Source organism: Microbacterium album, assembly GCF_014643695.1.
GTDB classification, from domain to species: Bacteria; Actinomycetota; Actinomycetes; order Actinomycetales; family Microbacteriaceae; genus Microbacterium; species Microbacterium album.
Window position 1 is genome coordinate 149047 of record NZ_BMJY01000004.1, and the last position, 18604, is coordinate 167650.

An 18604-nucleotide genomic window follows, 5' to 3' on the forward strand; every position below is an offset into this window, starting at 1 on the left:
CTTCGCCGTCGCCCAGCCGCGCGCGTCACACTGGACGGGCGAACCGCCAGCGGGAAGGAGTCTGCGAGTGAGCTACATCCACGGGTACGACCCCGAGACGCTCCGCGAGATCGTCGACCCCGCCGAGTGCCGGGCGCGCCTGCAGGAGATCGGACAGCAGCGCAGCCTTCCCGCCCTGCTCGAGCGCGTGTGGCTGCTCAAGGTGCTCGGCGAGCTCGACGAGGCGCTCTCGCTGTCGGAGCAGGCGGTGCGCCTGGCCCGCATGGCCGGCACCCGCAAGGACCTGCTGCGGGCGCGGATCCTGCACGCGACCGTGCAGCAGTGGCGCGGCGCGTACGGCGCCGCCGAGCACGAGCTGACGACGTGCGCCGCCGAAGCCGAGGGGCAGGGCTGGGCCGGGATCGCGGCCTTCGCGCTGCAGCACCGCGGCAAGGTGCGGTACGACGCGGGCGACATCGCGGGCGCTCGCGCCGACTTCAAGCAGACGCTGTTCCTGCGGCAGGAGGCCGGGGCCTCCGACACCGAGCTCGAGCCGACGATGCGGTGCATCGAAGCGGTCGACCGGCGCCGCCACGAGGCGCCCGTCGCGGGCTGAGCCGGCGGGCTCCCGGCGCGCGCGGGGCCGGGATGCGCCGGCATGTCGGCGGGGGCGGTTACCCTTCAGGATGTGTCTGATCTCGAGCGCGTACGGGTCTGGGCGCAGGCCCTGATCGCTCAGCACCTCGACCCGTCCTGGACCTTCGGCTTCGACAACGCCAAGCGCCGCGCGGGACTGTGCGACTACGACCGCAAGCGCATCTCCGTCTCGCGCTACCTCGCCGCGCGCTACGACGACGACACCAACCACCAGACGCTGCTGCACGAGGTCGCCCACGCCATCGCCGGTCCGGCTGCCGGGCACGGGCCGGAGTGGAAGCGGATCGCGCGCGACATCGGCTACGTCGGCGGCACCACCCACAAGGGCGAGACGGCCAACGAGCTCGCTCCCTGGGTCGGGGTCTGCCCCGCCGGCCACACGGCGTACCGGCATCGCCGTCCGACGCGCGCGATGTCGTGCGTGCTGTGCGCCCCGCGGTACGACGCGCGCTACCAGTTCCGCTGGTCCCGGCGCGAGATCACCGCGGCCACGCGCCTCGCCGCGGCCTCCCCGCGCTGACGCCGCCGGCGCCTCCGCGCCGTCGTCAGAGTCGCGTGAACGTCCCGTCGCGCAGCACGGGCACGGCGTCGAGGTCGTCGACCCTCGCGGCGGCGAGGACGTCGGCGTGGCGCGGATCGCCCTCCAGCGCCCGGCCGGAACCGCTGGCGGTGAGCAGGTGCCGGATCGCGCGGCGCAGCGCCGCGAACGACTCCGCGGCCGCGACGGCCTCGGGCGAGGAGTGGTCGATCCCGAGCCCGGCCAGGGCGTCGACGATCGCGCCGGCTCCGAGATGGTCCTCCACGGCGAACCGCAGCTCGCCGACATCCGGGCGCTCCCCCGCCGCGATGACAGAGACGCTGGTGCGGGCACCGCGCCGCTCCTGCTCGGCCTTGATCGCGCGGGCGATCGCCGCCGCGTTCCGCAGCGCGCCGGCGAGCACGAGCGGCGTATGCCCGAGCTCCGCGGCCGCCGTGGCGATCTCCGCGCCGTCCGACCCGGGCGCGCTCGCCTCGTCGAGCCGCAGTTCGCCGCCGCCCGCGACCGCCGCGGCCGCAGCCGACCCGAACGAGATGACGTCGACGACCACGTAGACGTCCGACGCGGCCACGCGGTGGACACCGCCGACGCCCCAGTCGAGGCGCACCTGGTACGTGGACTGATCCAAGGGGGAGCTCACTCCCCCAGCGTAGGCCCCCCCCCGCGCGGCCCCTGCCACGGGTAGGTCGGCGCGCGCAAGCCGCACCGCGGTGGCGCGCGACGAGGCACGATGGACGCATGCGGATCCTGCAGAAGCTGCGGCTGGACATCGACGCGGACGCCGCCTGGCGCGCCCTGCACTCGCCCGCCGCGCTGGGTGAGCTGTACGGACCGCTGCTGCGCGTCGAGGCGATGGCCGCCGAGGGGCTCCCGTCGCGCTGGGACGACGGAGCCGACGCACCCGTGCGGTATGCCGCGGGCGGCATACGCCTCGGGGCGCACCTGATCTCCCTGCACGACCGGCAGAAGACCGACGCGAACGGACCCGTGCGGATCCTGCGCGACGCCGGGGTCCCGCTGACCGGCCCGCTGGCCTCGCTCGACGTCTGGGATCACCAGATGGCGGTCTCCCCCGACCCGGCGGATCCGTCGCGCACGCTGTGGCGGGAGCGCCTCGTGATCGGCGGCCCGACGGCGCCTGCGCTGTGGCCGGCGCTCTGGGCCCTGTGGCAGTGGCGCGGCGCGCGGCTGAAGCGACTGGCACCCACGTGGGCGTTCGATCCCGAGCCCCCGCCCGCCGCCACGGCCGAGGACGGCCGTGACTGACATCCGCATCCGGCGGGCGGTGCCGGATGACGCGGATCGGCTCAGCGAGGTGCACGTGCGGACGTGGCGCATCGCGTACCGCGGGCTGATCCCGCAGGCCGTGCTCGACTCGCTCGACATCGTCGCGCGCTCGACTCGCTGGCGCACGACGCTCGAGAACCCCAAGGCGCGCGGACGGACGTGGGTCGCGATCGAGGGGGACGAGCTCATCGGATTCAGCTCGTCGGGACCGGGCCGCGGCGAGGAGCCGCCGTCACCGCTCGAGCTGTGGGCGCTGTACGTGCTGCCGGACCGGCACGGGTCGGGGGCGGGCAAGCTCCTCGCCGACGCGGCGATCGGGGAAGTGCCCGCCTTCCTGTGGGTGCTGGAGGGCAACGGGCGCGCCATCCGCTTCTACGAGAAGATCGGCTTCCGCTTCGACGGCGCCACGAAGGTCGAGCCGACGTGGTCGGGCGGCGTCCTGCTCCACGAGCGCCGGATGGTGCGCACCGCGATCTGAGCCGTCCCGACGCGCGGGGCACGGGCCGGAGGGGCGCGGTCCGGGCCGGATCAGTCGGCCGCGAGCGCCTCGACGGGGGCGACGCGCGTGGCCAGCCGCGTCGGGCCGACGGCGGCGGCGAGCGTCAGGACCGCCGTCGCCAGGATCACCGCCGTGACCGGCAGCCACGGCAGCGCGGGCAGGACGAAGGATCCGGACGGCCCGCCCGGGCTCGTCGGCACCGCGCCGAGCAGGGACTGCGCCGCCGCCCAGCCGTAGACCACTCCCAGTCCGAGCCCCAGCACGAGGGCCGCGATCGTGATGTGGGCGGCCTCCAGCAGCACCATGCGGCGCACCTGCGCGTTCGACAGCCCCAGGGCCCGCAGCAGGCCGAGCTCGGCACGGCGCTGGACGACGCCGATCGTGAGCAGGTTGACCAGGCCCACACCGGCGATCACGGCGGAGACCGCCACGAGCCCCATCATCACGTAGGAGAACGTGTCCATCACCGCCGAGAACTCGGCGTCGAGCCGCCCGCCGGCGTTGGCGGTGAGGACGGCCTTGGCCGACTCGGTCGCGACCGCGAACATCGTCACGAGCGTGACGCCCATGACGACGCCGATCGCCATCCGGCTCGACCGCTCCGGATAGCGCAGGGCGTTCTCGGCGGCCAGGCGCGCCGTGGCGCTCGAGCCGAACCAGCGCCCGACGATGCGCAGCACGGGCGGCATGACGATCGTCGCACCGAGCACGAGCCCCGTGAACGACAGCAGACCGCCGACGAACGCCACGATCACCCCGAGCGGGGTGACGAGGCCCGCCACGATGCCCAGCGCCAGCAGCACCGCGCCGATCGCGAACAGCACGATGGCTCCGATGTTGCGCGCCGGCCGCGCGGACGCCGCCTCGCGCGAGCGCTCCACGGATCCGCCGAGCGCCTGCAGCGGCGTGACCGCCAGCACGCGACGGGAGCCGACCCACGCGGCCGCCCACGTGGTCAGGACGACGATGCCCGCGGGCACGAGGAGCACGCCGCGTCCGACGTCGTAGCCGGGGTCCACGCCCAGCAGCTCGTTGCCGGCGAGGACGCCGCCCGCGGCGAGCGCGAGCCCGGCGACGAGCCCGGCGGCGGCGCCGATGATGCCCACCACGAGCCCCTGGCCCGCGACCTCGTCGCGCTGCGACCGGGCGGACGCGCCGATGAGGCGCATGAGCGCGATGCGGCGCGTGCGTCCGGCCACGATCGTCGAGAACGTGTTGGCCGTCACCACCGCGGCGACGTACACCGCGACGGCGACGAGCAGCACGCTGAGGATCGCGACGACGGCGGCGAGGGTCTCGCTGTCGCCGATGTACGGGTCGCTGCGCAGCAGCTCGCCGATGTAACCGGTGGCGCTGATCAGCACGACGCCGAACGCGCTCGACAGGGCCGCGACCAGGACGCTGGCGCCCATCCCGCGTTCCCGCAGGAACGCCAGCCGGGCCAGGCGCGACCCGGTCGCCGAGGTGTCCGGGACGTGCGTGGTCATCGTCGCGGCGGTCATGACGCCACCTCCGCGGACAGCATGTGCGCCGAGATCTGTTCGGGCGTCTGGCGCGGCTTGTCGGCGTCGATCCGCCCATCGGCGAGGAAGAGGACGCGATCGGCGTGGCTCGCCGCGATCGGGTCGTGCGTCACCATCGCGATGCTCTGCCCGTGCTCGCGGCTCGCCGTCGCGAGGAGCGCGAGCACCTCCCGGCCGGTGCGGGAATCGAGGTTTCCGGTCGGCTCGTCCGCGAACACGAGGTCGGGCGCCGTCGCCAGCGCCCGGGCGATCGCGACGCGCTGCTGCTGACCGCCGCTGAGCTGGTGCGGGCGGTGGCCGAGCCGCGCGCCGAGCCCGAGCGTGTCGATGAGACCGTCGATGCGCGCGCGCTCGCTCGTGGTGGGTCGGCGTCCGTCCAGGTCGAAGGGAAGCAGGATGTTCGCGCGGACATCGAGCGTCGGCACGAGGTTGAACGCCTGGAACACGAAGCCGACGCGACGCCGGCGCAGCAGCGTGAGCTGATGGTCGCCGAGCCCCGTGATCTCGGTGTCGCCGATCCACGCGCGCCCGCCCGTCGGCGCGTCCAGGCCGGCCATGATGTGCATGAGCGTCGACTTGCCGGATCCGCTCGGGCCCATGATCGCCGTGAACTGCCCGCGGCGGATCCCGACGCTCACGTCGTCGAGCGCCCGGACGACGCTCGCGCCCTCGCCGTAGGTCTTGGTGAGGCTCTGGACGCGGGCGGCGAGACCCATGTCCGTGGTGGTGATCTCCATGACTCCGACGCTACGGAGACCCGGCCGCCCCCCGGATCGCCCTGGCGGCTCATCCGCGTACATCGCGAGGATGATCCTGCCTGCCGCGGACACGCCCGCGAACGAGGATGCGCGAGACCGGGGATCTCCGCTACATTTGAATCGTTCAGGATTTCCCTCCCCCTTCGATCCGACGGGACGACATCGGCGTGAACGACTCGCGCAGCCACGGCGCCCACGACGGCGGCGACCTCGAGCAGGCGCTGCGGGACGCGTCCCTGCGCGTCACCGGGCCGCGCGTCGCCACGCTGCGCGCCGTGCGCGCGCACCCGCACGCCGACACGGACACGCTCATCCGCGCCGTCCGCCAGGACCTGCCGGCCGTGTCGCACCAGGCCGTGTACGACTCCCTTCACACACTGAACGACGCGGGGCTGCTCCGCCGCATCCAACCGCACGGCATGGTCGCGCGCTACGAGACGCGCGTCGGCGACAACCACCACCACCTCGTGTGCCGCTCGTGCGGCGTGATCGTCGACGCGGACTGCGGCGGCGGCAGCGTGCCCTGCTCGACGCCCGCCGACACCCACGGCTTCGCGATCGACGAGGCCGAGGTCATCTACTGGGGCCTGTGCCCCTCGTGCCAGGGCCCCGAAGCCGCCTGAGCCCATCAACCTCCTCCCCCCATCCCCCGCATTGCGAAAGGCAGACATGACCGAGAACACAGGCATGACCGACAACGCCGACACGACCGACAGCACCGGCGGGTGCCCCTTCGGCTACGGCGAGCCGCAGCCCGCGGCGGTCGACAGCGAGCCCGCCCTGCCCGGCACCGGTCCCGACGGTGACGCGGGTGCGGTGAAGGGCACGCGCGTGCACCCGACGATGGGCAGCGCGAACGCCGAGTGGTGGCCGAACAAGCTCAACCTGAAGATCCTCGCGAAGAACCCCGCCGTGGCCAACCCGCTCGGCGAGGACTTCGACTACGCGGCCGCGTTCAACAGCCTCGACCTCGCCGCCGTGAAGGCCGACCTCGCCGCCGTCATGACGGAGTCGAAGGACTGGTGGCCCGCCGACTTCGGCCACTACGGCCCCTTCATGATCCGTATGGCGTGGCACGCGGCGGGCACGTACCGCTCGCACGACGGCCGCGGCGGCGCCGGCGCCGGCCAGCAGCGCTTCGCGCCGCTGAACTCCTGGCCGGACAACGCCAACCTCGACAAGGCCCGCCGCCTGCTGTGGCCGGTCAAGAAGAAGTACGGCCAGAAGATCTCGTGGGCCGACCTGATGATCCTCGCCGGCAACGTCGCGCTCGAGACCATGGGCTTCCCGACCTACGGCTTCGCCGGTGGCCGCGCCGACGTGTGGGAGGCGGACGACGACGTCTACTGGGGCCCCGAGAAGGTCTGGCTGGACGACGAGCGCTACACGGGCGACCGCGAGCTCGAGGCGCCGCTGGCGGCCGTGCAGATGGGCCTCATCTACGTCAACCCGGAGGGCCCGAACGGCAACCCCGACCCGCTCGCCTCGGCGCGCGACATCCGCGAGACGTTCCGCCGGATGGGCATGAACGACGAGGAGACGGTCGCGCTCATCGCCGGCGGTCACACGTTCGGCAAGACGCACGGCGCCCACAAGGACGACCTGATCGGCCCGGACCCCGAGGCCGCGCCGCTGCAGGAGCAGGGCTTCGGCTGGAAGAACGGCTACGGCACCGGCCACGGCGAGGACACGGTCACGTCGGGTCTCGAGGTCACGTGGACGTACCACCCGACCCGCTGGGACAACGAGTTCTTCCACATCCTGTACGCGTACGAGTGGGAGCTCATGGAGTCGCCCGCGGGTGCCAAGCAGTGGCGCCCGAAGGACGGCGCGGGTGCCGACATGGTGCCTCACGCCCACTCGGACGGCAAGCGTGAGCCGCGCATGCTCACGAGCGACCTCGCCCTGCGCTTCGACCCGGTCTACGACCAGATCTCGCGCCGCTTCAAGGACGACCAGCAGGCGTTCACGGACGCCTTCGCTCGCGCGTGGTTCAAGCTGACGCACCGCGACATGGGCCCCAAGGCGCGCTACCTCGGTCCCGAGGTGCCCGCCGAGGACCTCCTGTGGCAGGACCCGCTGCCCGCCGCCACGGCGTCGACCCAGCCGTCCGATGTCGCCAAGGCGAAGCAGCTCATCCTCGACTCGGGCCTGACGGTACAGCAGCTCGTCTCGACCGCGTGGAAGGCGGCGGCGACGTTCCGCAGCTCCGACAAGCGCGGCGGCGCGAACGGCGGCCGCATCCGCCTCGAGCCGCAGGTGAGCTGGCGGGTCAACCAGCCCGAGCAGCTGAAGCCCGTCATCCAGCACCTCGAGACGATCGCGGCCGAGTCGGGCCTGTCGTTCGCCGACGTCGTGGTGCTCGCCGGCAACGTCGGCGTCGAGCAGGCCGCCAAGGCCGGCGGCGTCGAGGTGGAGGTGCCCTTCACCCCGGGCCGCGTCGACGCGACGCAGGAGCAGACCGACGTCGAGCAGTTCGCCTGGCTGGAGCCCGTCGCCGACGGCTTCCGCAACTACGACAGCGGCTTCCTCAAGCTGCCCAGCGAGTACCTGCTGCTCGACCGCGCCAACCACCTGGGCCTCAGCGCGCCGCAGATGACGGTGCTCGTGGGCGGCCTGCGCGTGCTCGGCAACAACTGGGACGGCTCGAACCTCGGTGTGTTCACCGAGCAGCCGGGTGTCCTCACGAACGACTTCTTCGTGAACCTGCTCGAGCTCGGCATCGAGTGGACGCCCGCGCAGGACGAGCAGACCTTCACCAGCAACACGGGCCTCACCGGCAGCCGCGTCGACCTCGTGTTCGGCGCCAACTCGGAGCTGCGCGCGCTCGCCGAGGTGTACGCCTCGGACGACGCGAAGGAGAAGTTCGTTCAGGACTTCGTCAGCGCTTGGGCCAAGGTCATGGACAACGACCGCTTCGACCTGAAGAAGTAAGACCCCTGCGCGCGATGCCGCTCCCTCTCCGGAGGGGGCGGCATCGCCGCGTTCCGGGGCCCCATGTCCCCATTCGTGTCGCTTTAGGCGCCGGATTCCGGCATCAACTGGGACACGGCAGCGGCGAGAGCGGCACGAAGTGGGACACGGGCGAGGTCGCCGCACGCCGCCGCTAGGCGAGCCCGTGCTCGAACGCGAAGACGACGAGCTGCACGCGGTCGCGCAGGGCGAGCTTGGAGAGGATGCGGCTGATGTGCGTCTTGACGGTGGCCTCGCTCAGGAACTCGCGGGCCGCGATCTCGGCGTTGCTGAGGCCGCGGGCGGCGAGCGCGAAGATCTCCCGCTCCCGCTCGGTCAGTTCGCCGTAGGCGGGCGGGACGGGGCGCGGCGCCTCCGCGAAGTGGGCGAACAGCTCGCGCGTGGCCGCGGCGGCGATCACCGAGGACCCGGCATGCACGGTGCGGATCGCCGCGAGCAGGAACTCGGGATCGGCGTCCTTGAGCAGGAACCCGGACGCGCCCTGGCGGATGGCGCGGGCGGCGGCCTCGTCGAGATCGAACGTCGTCAGCATGACGACCTTGGGCGCGTCGGGCTGCTGCAGGAGCGCGGCCGTCGCGGCGAGACCGTCCATGACCGGCATGCGGATGTCCATCAGCACGACGTCGGGCCGGGCGCGGCTCACGACGTCCAGGGCTTCTCGTCCATCGCCCGCCTCGCCGACGACCTCGAGGTCCGGCTGGGAGGCGACGAGCATCCGGATCCCGGCACGGAACAGCGCCTGGTCGTCCACGAGCACGACTCGGATCATCCGTGCATCCTCTCACCCGGCGCGCGGATGCCGCGCGAGCTCACGCCGCGCGACCGATCGGCAGCTCGGCCCGCACGACGAACGCGCCGCCCTCTGGACCGGCGTCCAGGCGTCCGCCGGCGAGCTGTGCGCGCTCGCGCATGCCGATCAGGCCGTGGCCGCCGGGCTCGACACCGCCGGCGAGAAGGGACGACTCGGTCCGCGGCTCCCCGTCGAGGCCGTTGCGCACCTCGAGCCCCACGCGGTCAGGCAGCCAGGACAGCCCCACGTCGACGGGGCCGCCGTCGCCGTGTCGCAGGGCGTTGGTGAGCGCCTCCTGCAGGATGCGGTACACGGCCAGCTGCACGGCCGCAGGCGGCTCCCCGGGCGGGACGGGATCGACATCGACGCGCAGCTCGACACCCGCGGCGCGTACCTGCGCGTACAGCTGCTCGAGGTCGGCGAGGGTCGGCTGCGGGCCCTCCGCCTGCCGGTGCCGCAGCTGCGTGAGCAGCACGCGCACATCGGCGAGCGCGGCGCGGGCCGTCTGGCTGATGGTGGTCAGCGCCGCCTTCGCCGTCTCCGGATCGGCCGCCGCGGCGTAGCGGGCGCCGTCCGCCTGGGCGATGACGACCGCGAGCGAGTGCGCCACGACGTCGTGCATGTCGCGCGCGATGCGCCCCCGCTCCTCCTCCGCCGCTGCGCGCTCCTCGGCCTCGCGCTGCGCGCGCCGTCCCTCGCGGGTGCGGACCATGGCGCGCGTGAGCGCACCGAGCGTCCACGACAGCATCAGTGCGAAGAGCGCGGACGTGAACGTCGCGATGACCGGGACCGCGAGCTCCCACCCCGCCCATCCCGGAACGGCGAATATGCCCGGGAGCATCACGAGGTACACCGCGATCGCGACCGCACCCACGAACGCCGAGGCGAAGCCCGCCCAGAACACGACCTTCGTCCCGTACGCCGCCGTGGCGAACAGCACGACGAAGATGGCCGTGTTGCCGAGGATGGGGGGCAGGCCGGCTCCCATCTGCCCCAGCGCACCGACCCACGCGACGATGAGCGCCAGCGGCGGGGAGACCCGGCTCAGCATGAGCGCCGCCACCATCGTCAGCGCGGTCGCATACCCCGGCAGGGGCGGGGCGCCCGGATCCAACGCGGTCACCGTCGCGAAGGCGAACAGCGCGAAGACGCCGCCCACGACGATGTCGATCACCCACTGGGTGGGCGAGACCCGCCGGAACCAGCCGTTCGTCTCCGCCTCCGGCGCGGTCGTCCTGCTGTCGTCCATCCCCCTCACCGTACGTTCCGCAGCGGCCTCCCACATCCGCCGCGGGATGTATCCCGGCGACGAGGGGCGGGCCGTCTGTCACCGGGACGGTGTGAGGATGGACGGGTGAGTACGCCGCGCGCAGCCGAGCCCCGTTCCTTCGCCTCCGACAACTACGCGGGGGTCCACCCCGAGGTGATCGCGGCGATCGCCGCCGCCAACGGCGGACACGAGCCGGCGTACGGGGAGGATGCGCAGACGGCGCGGCTCCAGGAGCTGTTCGCGAACCTGCTCGGCGACGGCGTCGCGGCGTACCCGGTCTTCAACGGCACGGGTGCGAACGTGGTGGCGCTGCAGTCGATGCTCACCCCCTGGGGCGCGGTGATCACGCCGGCTCTCGCGCACGTGAACACCGACGAGGGCGGCGCGCCCGAGAAGGTCGGCCGGATGAAGCTCACTCCGATCGCGACGCCCGACGCCAAGCTCACGCCGGACATGATCGAGGCGGCCGCGGGCGGCCGCGGCGTGCACCAGGCGGTGCCGCAGGTGGTCTCGATCACCCAGTCGACGGAGCTGGGCACGCTCTACACCGTCGAGGAGATCGCCGCGGTCGCCGAGCGCGCGCACGCGCTCGGGCTGACGGTGCACATGGACGGTGCGCGGATCGCGAACGCCGCCGCCGCGCTGGACGTGCCGCTGCGCGCGTTCACCCGTGACGCGGGCGTGGACGTGCTGAGCTTCGGCGGCACCAAGAACGGGTGCCTCGCGGCGGAGGCCGTCGTGGTGCTGAACCCGGACGCGGTGAACGGGATCGAGTACCTGCGCAAGACCGCGATGCAGCTCGCGTCGAAGATGCGCTTCGTCTCGGCGCAGCTGGTCGCGCTGCTCACGGACGAGCTGTGGCTGCGCAGCGCCGCGCACGCGAACGCGATGGCCGCCCGCCTGCGGGCAGGGATCGAGTCGGGCCTGGCGGACGGATCGATCCGGGGCGTGGGCTTCACCCAGCCGACGCAGGTCAACGGCGTGTTCGCGACGCTGCCGCCCGGGGTCGCCGACCGGCTGCGCGAGCGCTTCCGCTTCTACGACTGGGACGCCGCGATCGGCGAGGTGCGCTGGCTCACGAGCTTCGACACGACCGAGGCCGACGTGGACGCCTTCGTCGCCGCGATCGCGGCCGAGACCCGCGCCTGACGCGCCCGCTCAGCGAAGCGCGCCCACGCTCGCCAGCGCGGTCCGCACGAGCGTGCCGCGCCCACCCTCCATCTCGGCGGCGAGCGCGTCGGACGCCGCCTCCTCGGGCGACATCCACGTGACCTCGAGCGCGTCCTGACGCGGCTCGCACGTGCCCGTGACCGGCACGACGAACGCGAGCGACACGGCGTGCTGCCGATCGTCGTGGTAGGCGCTCACCCCCGGGATCGGGAAGTACTCGGCCACCGTGAACGGCGTGGGCTGCGGCGGCAGCAGGGGGAAGGCCATGGGGCCGAGGTCGTTCTCGAGGTGGCGGAACAGCGCGTCGCGCACCGTCTCGCCGTACCGCACGCGGCCCGACACGATCGTGCGGCTGATCTCGCCCACCGGGCTGGCACGCAGCAGGACGCCGACCTGCGTGACCGCCCCCGTGCCGTCGGTGCGCACGGGCACCGCCTCGACGTACAGCATCGGCAGCCGGCGCCGGGCCTCCGCGAGCTCGACCTCGCTCAGCCATCCGGGGTTGGCCGCGCCGCCGGGCACGCCGCCGAAGCCGCCGGCGCCCGCCGCGGCGAAGTCCGCGTCGTCCGAGCCTCCGATGGGCTCGCGCTCGTTCGGATCGGGGTCGGGAGTGCGCACAGCCATGCCTCCTGTATACCCGCACGACGTCGGAACGCCACGCGCGGCGGGCCGCTCACAGGGTTCTGCGCCCGCTCACAGGCCCTACACGCCACGGCGGCACGCATCCGTCCCACCCGTCCTGCATGCGGGCCGCGGAGCGTGCGAGCAGGGTGCGTGACGGATGTCGGGGGTTCGGGCGAGGATGGGAGGGTGTCTGAGCCGAATGGACCCGCGCCGAGCGGGATCGACATCCCCGCACTCGACGACGATGCCGTGCTGTGGTCGGGCGCGCCGGCCGGACGGCCGTTGCTCGTGCTGCTGCACGGCTACGGAGCCGACGAGCACGACCTCGCCGCACTCGCCCCGCGGCTGCCGGCGGAGTTCGCATTCGCCGCCGTGCGGGCGCCGTTGGAGCCGCCGTGGCCGACGCCCGGCCGCTCCTGGTACCCGATCGAGGGGCTCGAGAGCCGCGATCCCGTGCACATCACGCGCGCCGCGCAGCGGCTGATCGAGTGGATCGACCGGGCCGCGGCGAGCGCCTCGGCGGTCGGCCTGCTCGGCTTCTCGCAGGGCGGGGCCGTCGCGCTGCAGGCACTGCGGCTGCAGCCGGAGCGGTTCGCGTTCGCGGTCAACCTGTCCGGCTACGTCACGCCCGGCGAGCTGCCGGGGGACGCCGAGCTCGCCGAACGTCGCCCGCCCGTCTTCTGGGGGCGCGGCGCGCTCGACGAGGTGATCCCCGCGCCGCTCGTGCTCCACACGACCGAGTGGCTGCCCCGGCACAGCGACCTGGTCGGGCGCATCTATCCGGGGCTGCCGCACGCCGTCTCGGAGCAGGAGCTGACCGACATCCGCGCCTTCCTCGACCGCCAGCTCGCCGATCTGGACGCCGACCGCCCGTCCTGAGCCTTCGCCGCGTGTCGGCGATCCGGGGGAGGATAGCGGTGTGGATGTGCTCGACCGGTTCGCCCCCGCGACGCGGGAATGGTTCCGGGGCGCCTTCCGCGCGCCCACGGACGCGCAGTCGGGCGCCTGGGAGGCGATCTCGCAGGGGCGCCACGCGCTCGTCGTCGCGCCGACCGGATCGGGGAAGACGCTGTCGGCCTTCCTGTGGGCCATCGATCGGGTGTTCCGCGAGAAGACGCCCGACGCGGGCGAAGGCACGCGGATCCTGTACGTCTCGCCCCTCAAGGCGCTCGGCGTGGACGTCGAGCGGAACCTGCGCTCGCCCCTCGTGGGCATCTCGCAGGCGGCCCGCAGGCTGGGCCTGGAGGCGCCGGACGTCACGGTCGGGGTCCGCTCGGGCGACACCCCGTCCTCCGACCGTCAGCGGCTCGTGCGGCATCCCCCGGACATCCTCATCACCACGCCCGAGTCGCTCTACCTGATGCTCACGAGCCAGGCTCGCGAGACGCTGCGCTCGGTGCACACCGTGATCGTCGACGAGGTGCACGCCGTCGCCGCCACCAAGCGCGGCGCGCACCTGGCCGTGAGCCTCGAGCGGCTGGACGACCTGATCGTCTCCGCCGGTCCGGACGGCTCCGGCAGGCCGGCCCAGCGCATCGGCCTCTCGGCCACCGTCCGGCCGATCGACGAGGTCGCGCGGTTCCTGGGCGGGTCGGCTCCCGTCGACATCGTGGCGCCCCGGGCGTCGAAGACCTTCGAGCTGAGCGTCACCGTGCCGGTCGCCGACATGCAGAGCCCTCCGCCGGTCGCGGCCGAGGTCCCCGCTCCGGATCCCGGCGAGGGCGGAGAGTGGTTCTCGGAGCCTCCCCAGAACACAGGGCTTCAAAACACAGGGCCTCAAAACACAGGGCCCCAAAATACCGAGATGACGGGCTCGATCTGGCCGCACGTGGAGGAGGCGATCGTCGATCGGATCCTGGCGCACCGCTCGACCATCGTGTTCGCCAATTCCCGACGGCTTGCGGAGCGCCTCACGGCCAGGCTCAACGAGATCTACAGCGAGCGCGTGGGCCTCGACCTGCCCGAACCGGCGATCCCGGCGGCGATGATGGCCCAGGCGGGGCAGACGGCGGGCGCCGCCCCGGTCCTCGCGAAGGCGCACCACGGCTCGGTGTCGAAGGAGCAGCGGGCAGTGGTCGAGGAGGAGCTCAAGGCCGGCGTCCTCCGGTGCGTCGTCGCGACGAGCAGCCTGGAGCTCGGGATCGACATGGGCGCGGTCGACCTGGTCATCCAGGTCGAGGCGCCGCCGAGCGCGGCGAGCGGCCTGCAGCGCGTCGGACGCGCGGGACACCAGGTCGGCGAGATCAGCCGCGCCGCCCTCTTCCCGAAGCACCGCAGCGACGTCCTGCACACCGCGATCGTGACGGAGCGGATGCTCGCGGGGCAGATCGAGGCGATCGAGATCCCGCAGAACCCGCTCGACATCCTCGCGCAGCAGACGGTCGCCGCCGTCGCGCTCGAGCGCGTCGAGGTCGAGCGCTGGTTCGAGACCGTGCGTCGCAGCGCCCCGTTCCGCTCCCTCCCCCGTGGCGCCTTCGAGGCGACGCTCGACCTGCTGGCGGGGCGCTACCCGTCCGACGAGTTCGCCGAGCTGCGGCCGCGCCTGGTGTGGGACCGCGACGCCGGCACGATCGAGGGACGACCCGGCTCACAGCGCCTGGCGGTGACCAGCGGCGGCACCATCCCGGATCGGGGGCTGTTCGGGGTCTTCATCGCGGGCGAGACACGGAACGCCCGCGTCGGGGAGCTCGACGAGGAGATGGTCTACGAGTCCCGCGTCAACGACGTCTTCACGCTCGGCACGACGAGCTGGCGGATCGTGGAGATCACCCACGATCGCGTCAACGTCGTGCCGGCTTTCGGGCAGCCCGGCAAGGTGCCGTTCTGGCACGGCGACGGTCTCGGACGTCCCGCGGAGCTCGGCGAGGCGCTCGGCCGTCTCGCCCGCGAGCTCTCGACGGCCGCGCCGGAGCAGGCCGAGGAGCGGCTGCGGGCCGCCGGCCTGGACGACAACGCCCGCTCGAACCTGCTCGCCTATCTCGCGGAGCAGCGGGAGGCGACCGGCAGTCTCCCGACGGACCGCACGCTGACGGTCGAGCGCGGCCGGGACGAGGTCGGCGACTGGCGCATCATCCTTCATTCCCCTTACGGCATGCACGTGCACGCGCCCTGGGCGCTCGCGGTGAACGCGCGCATCCGCGAGCGGCTGGGGGTGGAAGGATCGGCGGTCGCGAGCGACGACGGCATCATCGCCCGCATCCCCGATGCCGAGTCGGATCCGCCGGGAGCGGAGCTGTTCGTCTTCGAGCCCGACGAGCTCGAGCGGATCGTCACGGACGAGGTGGGGGGCTCGGCGCTGTTCGCGTCACGCTTCCGCGAGTGCGCGGCGCGCGCTCTGCTCATGCCGCGCACGAATCCCGGGCGGCGCAGCCCCCTGTGGCAGCAGCGTCAGCGCTCGGCGCAGCTGCTCGAGGTCGCGCGGCGGCATCCGACGTTCCCCGTCATCCTCGAGACGCTGCGGGAGGTGCTGCAGGACGTCTACGATCTGCCCGCGCTGCTGCGTCTGGCGCGCGGCATCGGCGAGCGCCGCATCCGGCTCGTGGAGACCGAGACGGCGCAGCCCTCTCCGTATGCGCGCGACCTGCTGTTCGGATACGTCGGCGCGTTCATGTACGAGGGCGACTCGCCCCTCGCCGAGCGGCGGGCGGCGGCGCTGTCGGTCGATCCGGCGCTGCTGAGCGAGCTGCTCGGCAAGGTCGAGATGCGCGAACTGCTCGACCCGGACGTCATCGCGCAGTTCGAGGCCGAGGCGCAGCGGCTCGCGCCGGACCGCCGCGCCCGCGGCATGGAGGGCGTCGCGGATCTGCTGCGCGTGCTGGGCCCGCTGTCCGCCGAGGAGGTCGCGGCACGGCTGGAGCCCGCCGCTGCCGGAGCCGACGACGGCGCCGCCGGCGAGGGCGAGGCGCGCACCCACCTCGAGGCGCTCGTCGCCGCGCGCCGCGCCATCCCCGTGAACATCGCGGGACGCGAGAGGTACGCCGCGATCGAGGACGCGGGCCGGCTGCGCGACGCGCTCGGCGTCGCCCTCCCGGTCGGGGTGCCCGTCGCGTTCCTCGACCCGCTGCCCGATCCGCTCGGCGATGTCGTCTCGCGCTACGCCCGCACCCATGGCCCGTTCACGACGGCTGCGGTCGCCGCGCGCCTCGGCGTGGGGACGGCGGTGGCGCGACACGCCCTGCAGCGGCTCGAGGGCCAGGGTCGCCTCGTGAGCGGCTTCTTCCTGCCGGATGCGCCGGGACCGACCCGCGGGGAACGGCCGGGCTCGGAGACACCGCGCGAACCGCAGGACCAGCAGGAGTGGTGCGACGCGGAGGCGCTGCGGCGCATCCGCATGCGATCGCTCGCGGCGCTGCGCGGCAGCGTGGAACCGGTCGATCCGCACGCCTACGCCCGGTTCCTGCCGGACTGGCAGCACGTCACCCGTCCCCTGGAGGGCGTCGACGGGGTGCTGGCGGCCGTCGACCAGCTCGCCGGCGTGCCCATCCCGGCCAGCGCCTGGGAGTCCCTCGTGCTGCCGTCGCGGGTGCGCGACTACGCGCCGGCGATGCTGGACGAGCTGACGTCCGCCGGAGAGGTCGTCTGGTCGGGCCACGGCTCCCTCCCCGGTCGCGACGGCTGGATCGCGCTGCACCCCGCGGAGGCCGCTCCCCTGACGCTCGCCCCGGCGGACGCCGAGATCGCTCCCGGCTCGCTCGAGGAGCGGCTCCTGGCGGCGCTCGGCGCGGGCGGCGCGTACTTCGCCGCCCAGCTGCGCGACGCGATCGGCGGTCGCGACCCGGACGGCCCGTCCGAGCAGGCGACGCTCGAGGCGCTGTGGAACCTGGTGTGGACGGGGCGGGTCACGAACGACACGTTCGCGCCCATCCGGTCCCTGCTGGGCGCGGGCGCGCAGGCCCATCGCTCGGCCCGGCGCACGCCGCGCTCGCGGCTGTACCGCGGCGCCACGACGCGGGTGGGCTTCGGCGCCGCGGGGCGCGGGACCGCGCCGCGCGCGCAGGCGGCGGGCGGGCGCTGGTCGCTGCTGCCCGCGCCCGAGCCGGACCCGGCGATCCGCCACACCGCCATCGCGTCCCTCCTGCTCGATCGCTACGGCGTCGTGACGCGCGGCGCGGTGCAGAACGAGGGCGTGCCGGGCGGCTTCGCCCAGGCGTACCGGGTGCTCGCCGGGTTGGAGCAGGCCGGCCACTGCCGTCGCGGCTACCTCATCGAGCGCCTCGGTGCGGCGCAGTTCGCGACCTCCCCGACGATCGATCGCCTCCGCCAGTTCGCGGGGCTGCCCGATCCGGCTCCCCTGCGCTCCGTCGTGCTCGCCGCGACCGATCCGGCGAACCCGTACGGTGCCGCGCTGCCGTGGCCGGCACTCGACGCCGTGCGTCATCGACCGGGCCGGAAGGCCGGCGGACTCGTCGTGCTGGTCGACGGCGCCCTCGTGCTGTACCTCGAGCGCGGCGGTCGCACGGTCCTGGCGTTCGACGACGACGAGCAGCACCTCGCCGCCGCGGCCGCCGAGCTGGCCCGGGTCGCGCGCGAGCGGCGCCTGGAGACGCTCACGGTCGAGCAGGTCAATGGCGAGTTCGTGTACGGGACCGGCGCGGGCCGCGCGCTGCGCTCCGCGGGTTTCGTCGAGTCCCCCAAGGGGCTCACGCTCCGGCGGGCGGCCCCGGTCGGGATGGGAGGCGCACGTGCCTGAGGGAGATACCGTCCACCGGGCGGCGCGACGGCTGCACGCCGTGCTCGCGGGCAAGGAGGTGACCTGGTTCGACGTCCGGGTGCCGGGCCACGCGACGGCCGACCTGCGCGGCGGGACCGTGCGCGAGGTCGTCGCGCGCGGGAAGCACCTGCTCCACCGCATCGACCCGCCCGGCGCCGGCCCCTCCGGCGCCGACCCCGCGGGCTCCGGCGCCGTCACGCTGCATTCCCACCTCCGGATGGAGGGCGAATGGCACGTGCAGCGCCGTGGCGAACGCTGGCGCAAGCCGGCGTTCAAGGCACGCGCCGTCGTGTGCGTCGCCGACGCCGGCGGAGAGTGGGAGGCCGTCGGCTTCGATCTCGCGATGGTCGAGGTGCTGGCGATGCGCGACGAGGCCCGCGTCGTGGGCCACCTCGGCCCCGACCCGCTGGGCCCCGACTGGGACCTCGCCGAGGCGGCCCGGCGCGTCGGCTCCGATCCGCGCGCGATCCACGTCGCGCTGCAGGATCAGCGCCACGTGGCGGGCTTCGGCAACGAGTACGCGAGCGAGCTGCTCTTCCTGCGCGGTGTGCATCCGGAGCGGCCCGCGACGCAGGTCGACGCGGCCGCGCTCCTGGAGCTCGGCGCCCGGACGATCCGGCGCAACGTGAAGCTGCGCGTGCGCGTCTTCACGGGCGACGCGCGGCGCGGCCGCGAGCGCTGGGTCTACGGCCGGGAGCATCGGCCCTGCCTGCGCTGCGGCACCCCGATCCGGCGGGGCGCGGCCGGCGCCGATCCGACGCGCGAGCGCGTCGTGTACTGGTGCCCGCACTGCCAGCCCGCCTGACCCCACGTGCGGTGGCGCGGC

16 protein-coding genes are annotated in these 18604 nt (G+C 73.8%); 10 read left to right on the forward strand and 6 right to left on the reverse strand.

Annotated features, from left to right (window positions below):
• Nucleotides 1–67 precede the first annotated feature (67 nt).
• Nucleotides 68–595 (forward strand): hypothetical protein, encoded by a 528-nt coding sequence (locus IEX37_RS07190; RefSeq protein WP_188755570.1) that lies wholly within the window; start codon nucleotides 68–70, stop codon nucleotides 593–595.
• A gap of 72 nt (nucleotides 596–667) precedes the next feature.
• A complete protein-coding gene (locus IEX37_RS07195) occupies nucleotides 668–1156 on the forward strand; it encodes a SprT-like domain-containing protein (RefSeq protein WP_188755571.1) in 489 nt (162 codons plus the stop codon).
• Nucleotides 1157–1181: 25 nt separating this feature from the next.
• Here the strand turns inward: IEX37_RS07195 and IEX37_RS07200 are convergent, their stop codons facing one another.
• Nucleotides 1182–1814 carry a 2-phosphosulfolactate phosphatase gene (locus IEX37_RS07200; protein WP_188755572.1) on the reverse strand — a complete coding sequence of 211 codons (633 nt, stop codon included), beginning with the start codon at nucleotides 1812–1814 and terminating at the stop codon, nucleotides 1182–1184.
• 98 nt (nucleotides 1815–1912) lie between these two features.
• On the opposite strand from IEX37_RS07200, the gene IEX37_RS07205 reads away from it, so the two are divergent.
• Entirely contained in the window at nucleotides 1913–2440 is a 528-nt protein-coding gene (locus IEX37_RS07205) for a hypothetical protein (RefSeq protein WP_188755573.1), read from the forward strand.
• On the forward strand, nucleotides 2433–2939 hold the full coding sequence (locus IEX37_RS07210) for a GNAT family N-acetyltransferase (protein ID WP_188755574.1): 507 nt from the start codon (nucleotides 2433–2435) through the stop codon (nucleotides 2937–2939). The genes IEX37_RS07205 and IEX37_RS07210 overlap by 8 nt, the downstream gene beginning before the upstream one ends.
• 50 nt (nucleotides 2940–2989) lie before the next feature.
• Here the strand turns inward: IEX37_RS07210 and IEX37_RS07215 are convergent, their stop codons facing one another.
• Together IEX37_RS07215 and IEX37_RS07220 are read right to left on the reverse strand one after the other, a co-directional pair.
• A complete protein-coding gene (locus IEX37_RS07215) occupies nucleotides 2990–4462 on the reverse strand; it encodes an FtsX-like permease family protein (protein WP_188755575.1) in 1473 nt (490 codons plus the stop codon).
• Entirely contained in the window at nucleotides 4459–5220 is a 762-nt protein-coding gene (locus IEX37_RS07220) for an ABC transporter ATP-binding protein (protein ID WP_188755576.1), read from the reverse strand. Before IEX37_RS07220 ends, IEX37_RS07215 begins: the two co-directional genes overlap by 4 nt.
• A gap of 188 nt (nucleotides 5221–5408) precedes the next feature.
• Between IEX37_RS07220 and IEX37_RS07225 the strand changes: the two genes are divergently transcribed.
• Both IEX37_RS07225 and katG read left to right on the forward strand, forming a co-directional pair.
• Nucleotides 5409–5864 carry a Fur family transcriptional regulator gene (locus IEX37_RS07225; RefSeq protein ID WP_188755577.1) on the forward strand — a complete coding sequence of 152 codons (456 nt, stop codon included), beginning with the start codon at nucleotides 5409–5411 and terminating at the stop codon, nucleotides 5862–5864.
• Between the two features lie 46 nt (nucleotides 5865–5910).
• The gene (gene katG, locus IEX37_RS07230) at nucleotides 5911–8175 is read left to right on the forward strand and encodes a catalase/peroxidase HPI (RefSeq protein WP_188755578.1); all 2265 of its coding nucleotides are present in this window, start codon (nucleotides 5911–5913) and stop codon (nucleotides 8173–8175) included.
• A 172-nt stretch (nucleotides 8176–8347) separates the two neighbouring features.
• Here the strand turns inward: katG and IEX37_RS07235 are convergent, their stop codons facing one another.
• Together IEX37_RS07235 and IEX37_RS07240 are read right to left on the reverse strand one after the other, a co-directional pair.
• Nucleotides 8348–8983, reverse strand: coding sequence for a response regulator (locus tag IEX37_RS07235; RefSeq protein WP_188755579.1), 636 nt, complete (start codon nucleotides 8981–8983; stop codon nucleotides 8348–8350).
• Between the two features lie 40 nt (nucleotides 8984–9023).
• Nucleotides 9024–10253, reverse strand: coding sequence for a sensor histidine kinase (locus tag IEX37_RS07240; protein ID WP_188755580.1), 1230 nt, complete (start codon nucleotides 10251–10253; stop codon nucleotides 9024–9026).
• A 105-nt stretch (nucleotides 10254–10358) separates the two neighbouring features.
• Here IEX37_RS07240 and IEX37_RS07245 point away from each other — a divergent pair, with 105 nt between their 5' ends.
• Entirely contained in the window at nucleotides 10359–11423 is a 1065-nt protein-coding gene (locus tag IEX37_RS07245; protein WP_188755581.1) for a threonine aldolase family protein, read from the forward strand.
• A 9-nt stretch (nucleotides 11424–11432) separates the two neighbouring features.
• On the opposite strand, the gene IEX37_RS07250 is transcribed toward IEX37_RS07245, so the two are convergent.
• The gene (locus IEX37_RS07250) at nucleotides 11433–12068 is read right to left on the reverse strand and encodes an NUDIX hydrolase family protein (RefSeq protein ID WP_188755582.1); all 636 of its coding nucleotides are present in this window, start codon (nucleotides 12066–12068) and stop codon (nucleotides 11433–11435) included.
• Between the two features lie 186 nt (nucleotides 12069–12254).
• Here IEX37_RS07250 and IEX37_RS07255 point away from each other — a divergent pair, with 186 nt between their 5' ends.
• From IEX37_RS07255 to IEX37_RS07265, 3 genes are read left to right on the forward strand one after another with little or no spacing between them, the layout of a single operon-like run.
• Nucleotides 12255–12947 (forward strand): alpha/beta hydrolase, encoded by a 693-nt coding sequence (locus tag IEX37_RS07255; RefSeq protein ID WP_373286255.1) that lies wholly within the window; start codon nucleotides 12255–12257, stop codon nucleotides 12945–12947.
• Between the two features lie 40 nt (nucleotides 12948–12987).
• On the forward strand, nucleotides 12988–17757 hold the full coding sequence (locus tag IEX37_RS07260; RefSeq protein ID WP_188755583.1) for an ATP-dependent helicase: 4770 nt from the start codon (nucleotides 12988–12990) through the stop codon (nucleotides 17755–17757).
• Nucleotides 17750–18583, forward strand: coding sequence for a DNA-formamidopyrimidine glycosylase family protein (locus IEX37_RS07265; protein WP_188755584.1), 834 nt, complete (start codon nucleotides 17750–17752; stop codon nucleotides 18581–18583). Before IEX37_RS07260 ends, IEX37_RS07265 begins: the two co-directional genes overlap by 8 nt.
• Nucleotides 18584–18604 lie beyond the last annotated feature (21 nt).

What these genes read in the sequence shown, in the direction of transcription:
- IEX37_RS07205 (WP_188755573.1), top strand. Translation starts at nt 1,913, where the DNA reads ATGCGGATCCTGCAGAAGCTGCGGCTGGACATCGACGCGGACGCCGCC.
- IEX37_RS07215 (WP_188755575.1), bottom strand. Translation starts at nt 4,462, where the DNA reads ATGACCGCCGCGACGATGACCACGCACGTCCCGGACACCTCGGCGACC.
- IEX37_RS07220 (WP_188755576.1), bottom strand. Translation starts at nt 5,220, where the DNA reads ATGGAGATCACCACCACGGACATGGGTCTCGCCGCCCGCGTCCAGAGC.
- katG (WP_188755578.1), top strand. Translation starts at nt 5,911, where the DNA reads ATGACCGAGAACACAGGCATGACCGACAACGCCGACACGACCGACAGC.
- IEX37_RS07235 (WP_188755579.1), bottom strand. Translation starts at nt 8,983, where the DNA reads ATGATCCGAGTCGTGCTCGTGGACGACCAGGCGCTGTTCCGTGCCGGG.
- IEX37_RS07240 (WP_188755580.1), bottom strand. Translation starts at nt 10,253, where the DNA reads ATGGACGACAGCAGGACGACCGCGCCGGAGGCGGAGACGAACGGCTGG.
- IEX37_RS07250 (WP_188755582.1), bottom strand. Translation starts at nt 12,068, where the DNA reads ATGGCTGTGCGCACTCCCGACCCCGATCCGAACGAGCGCGAGCCCATC.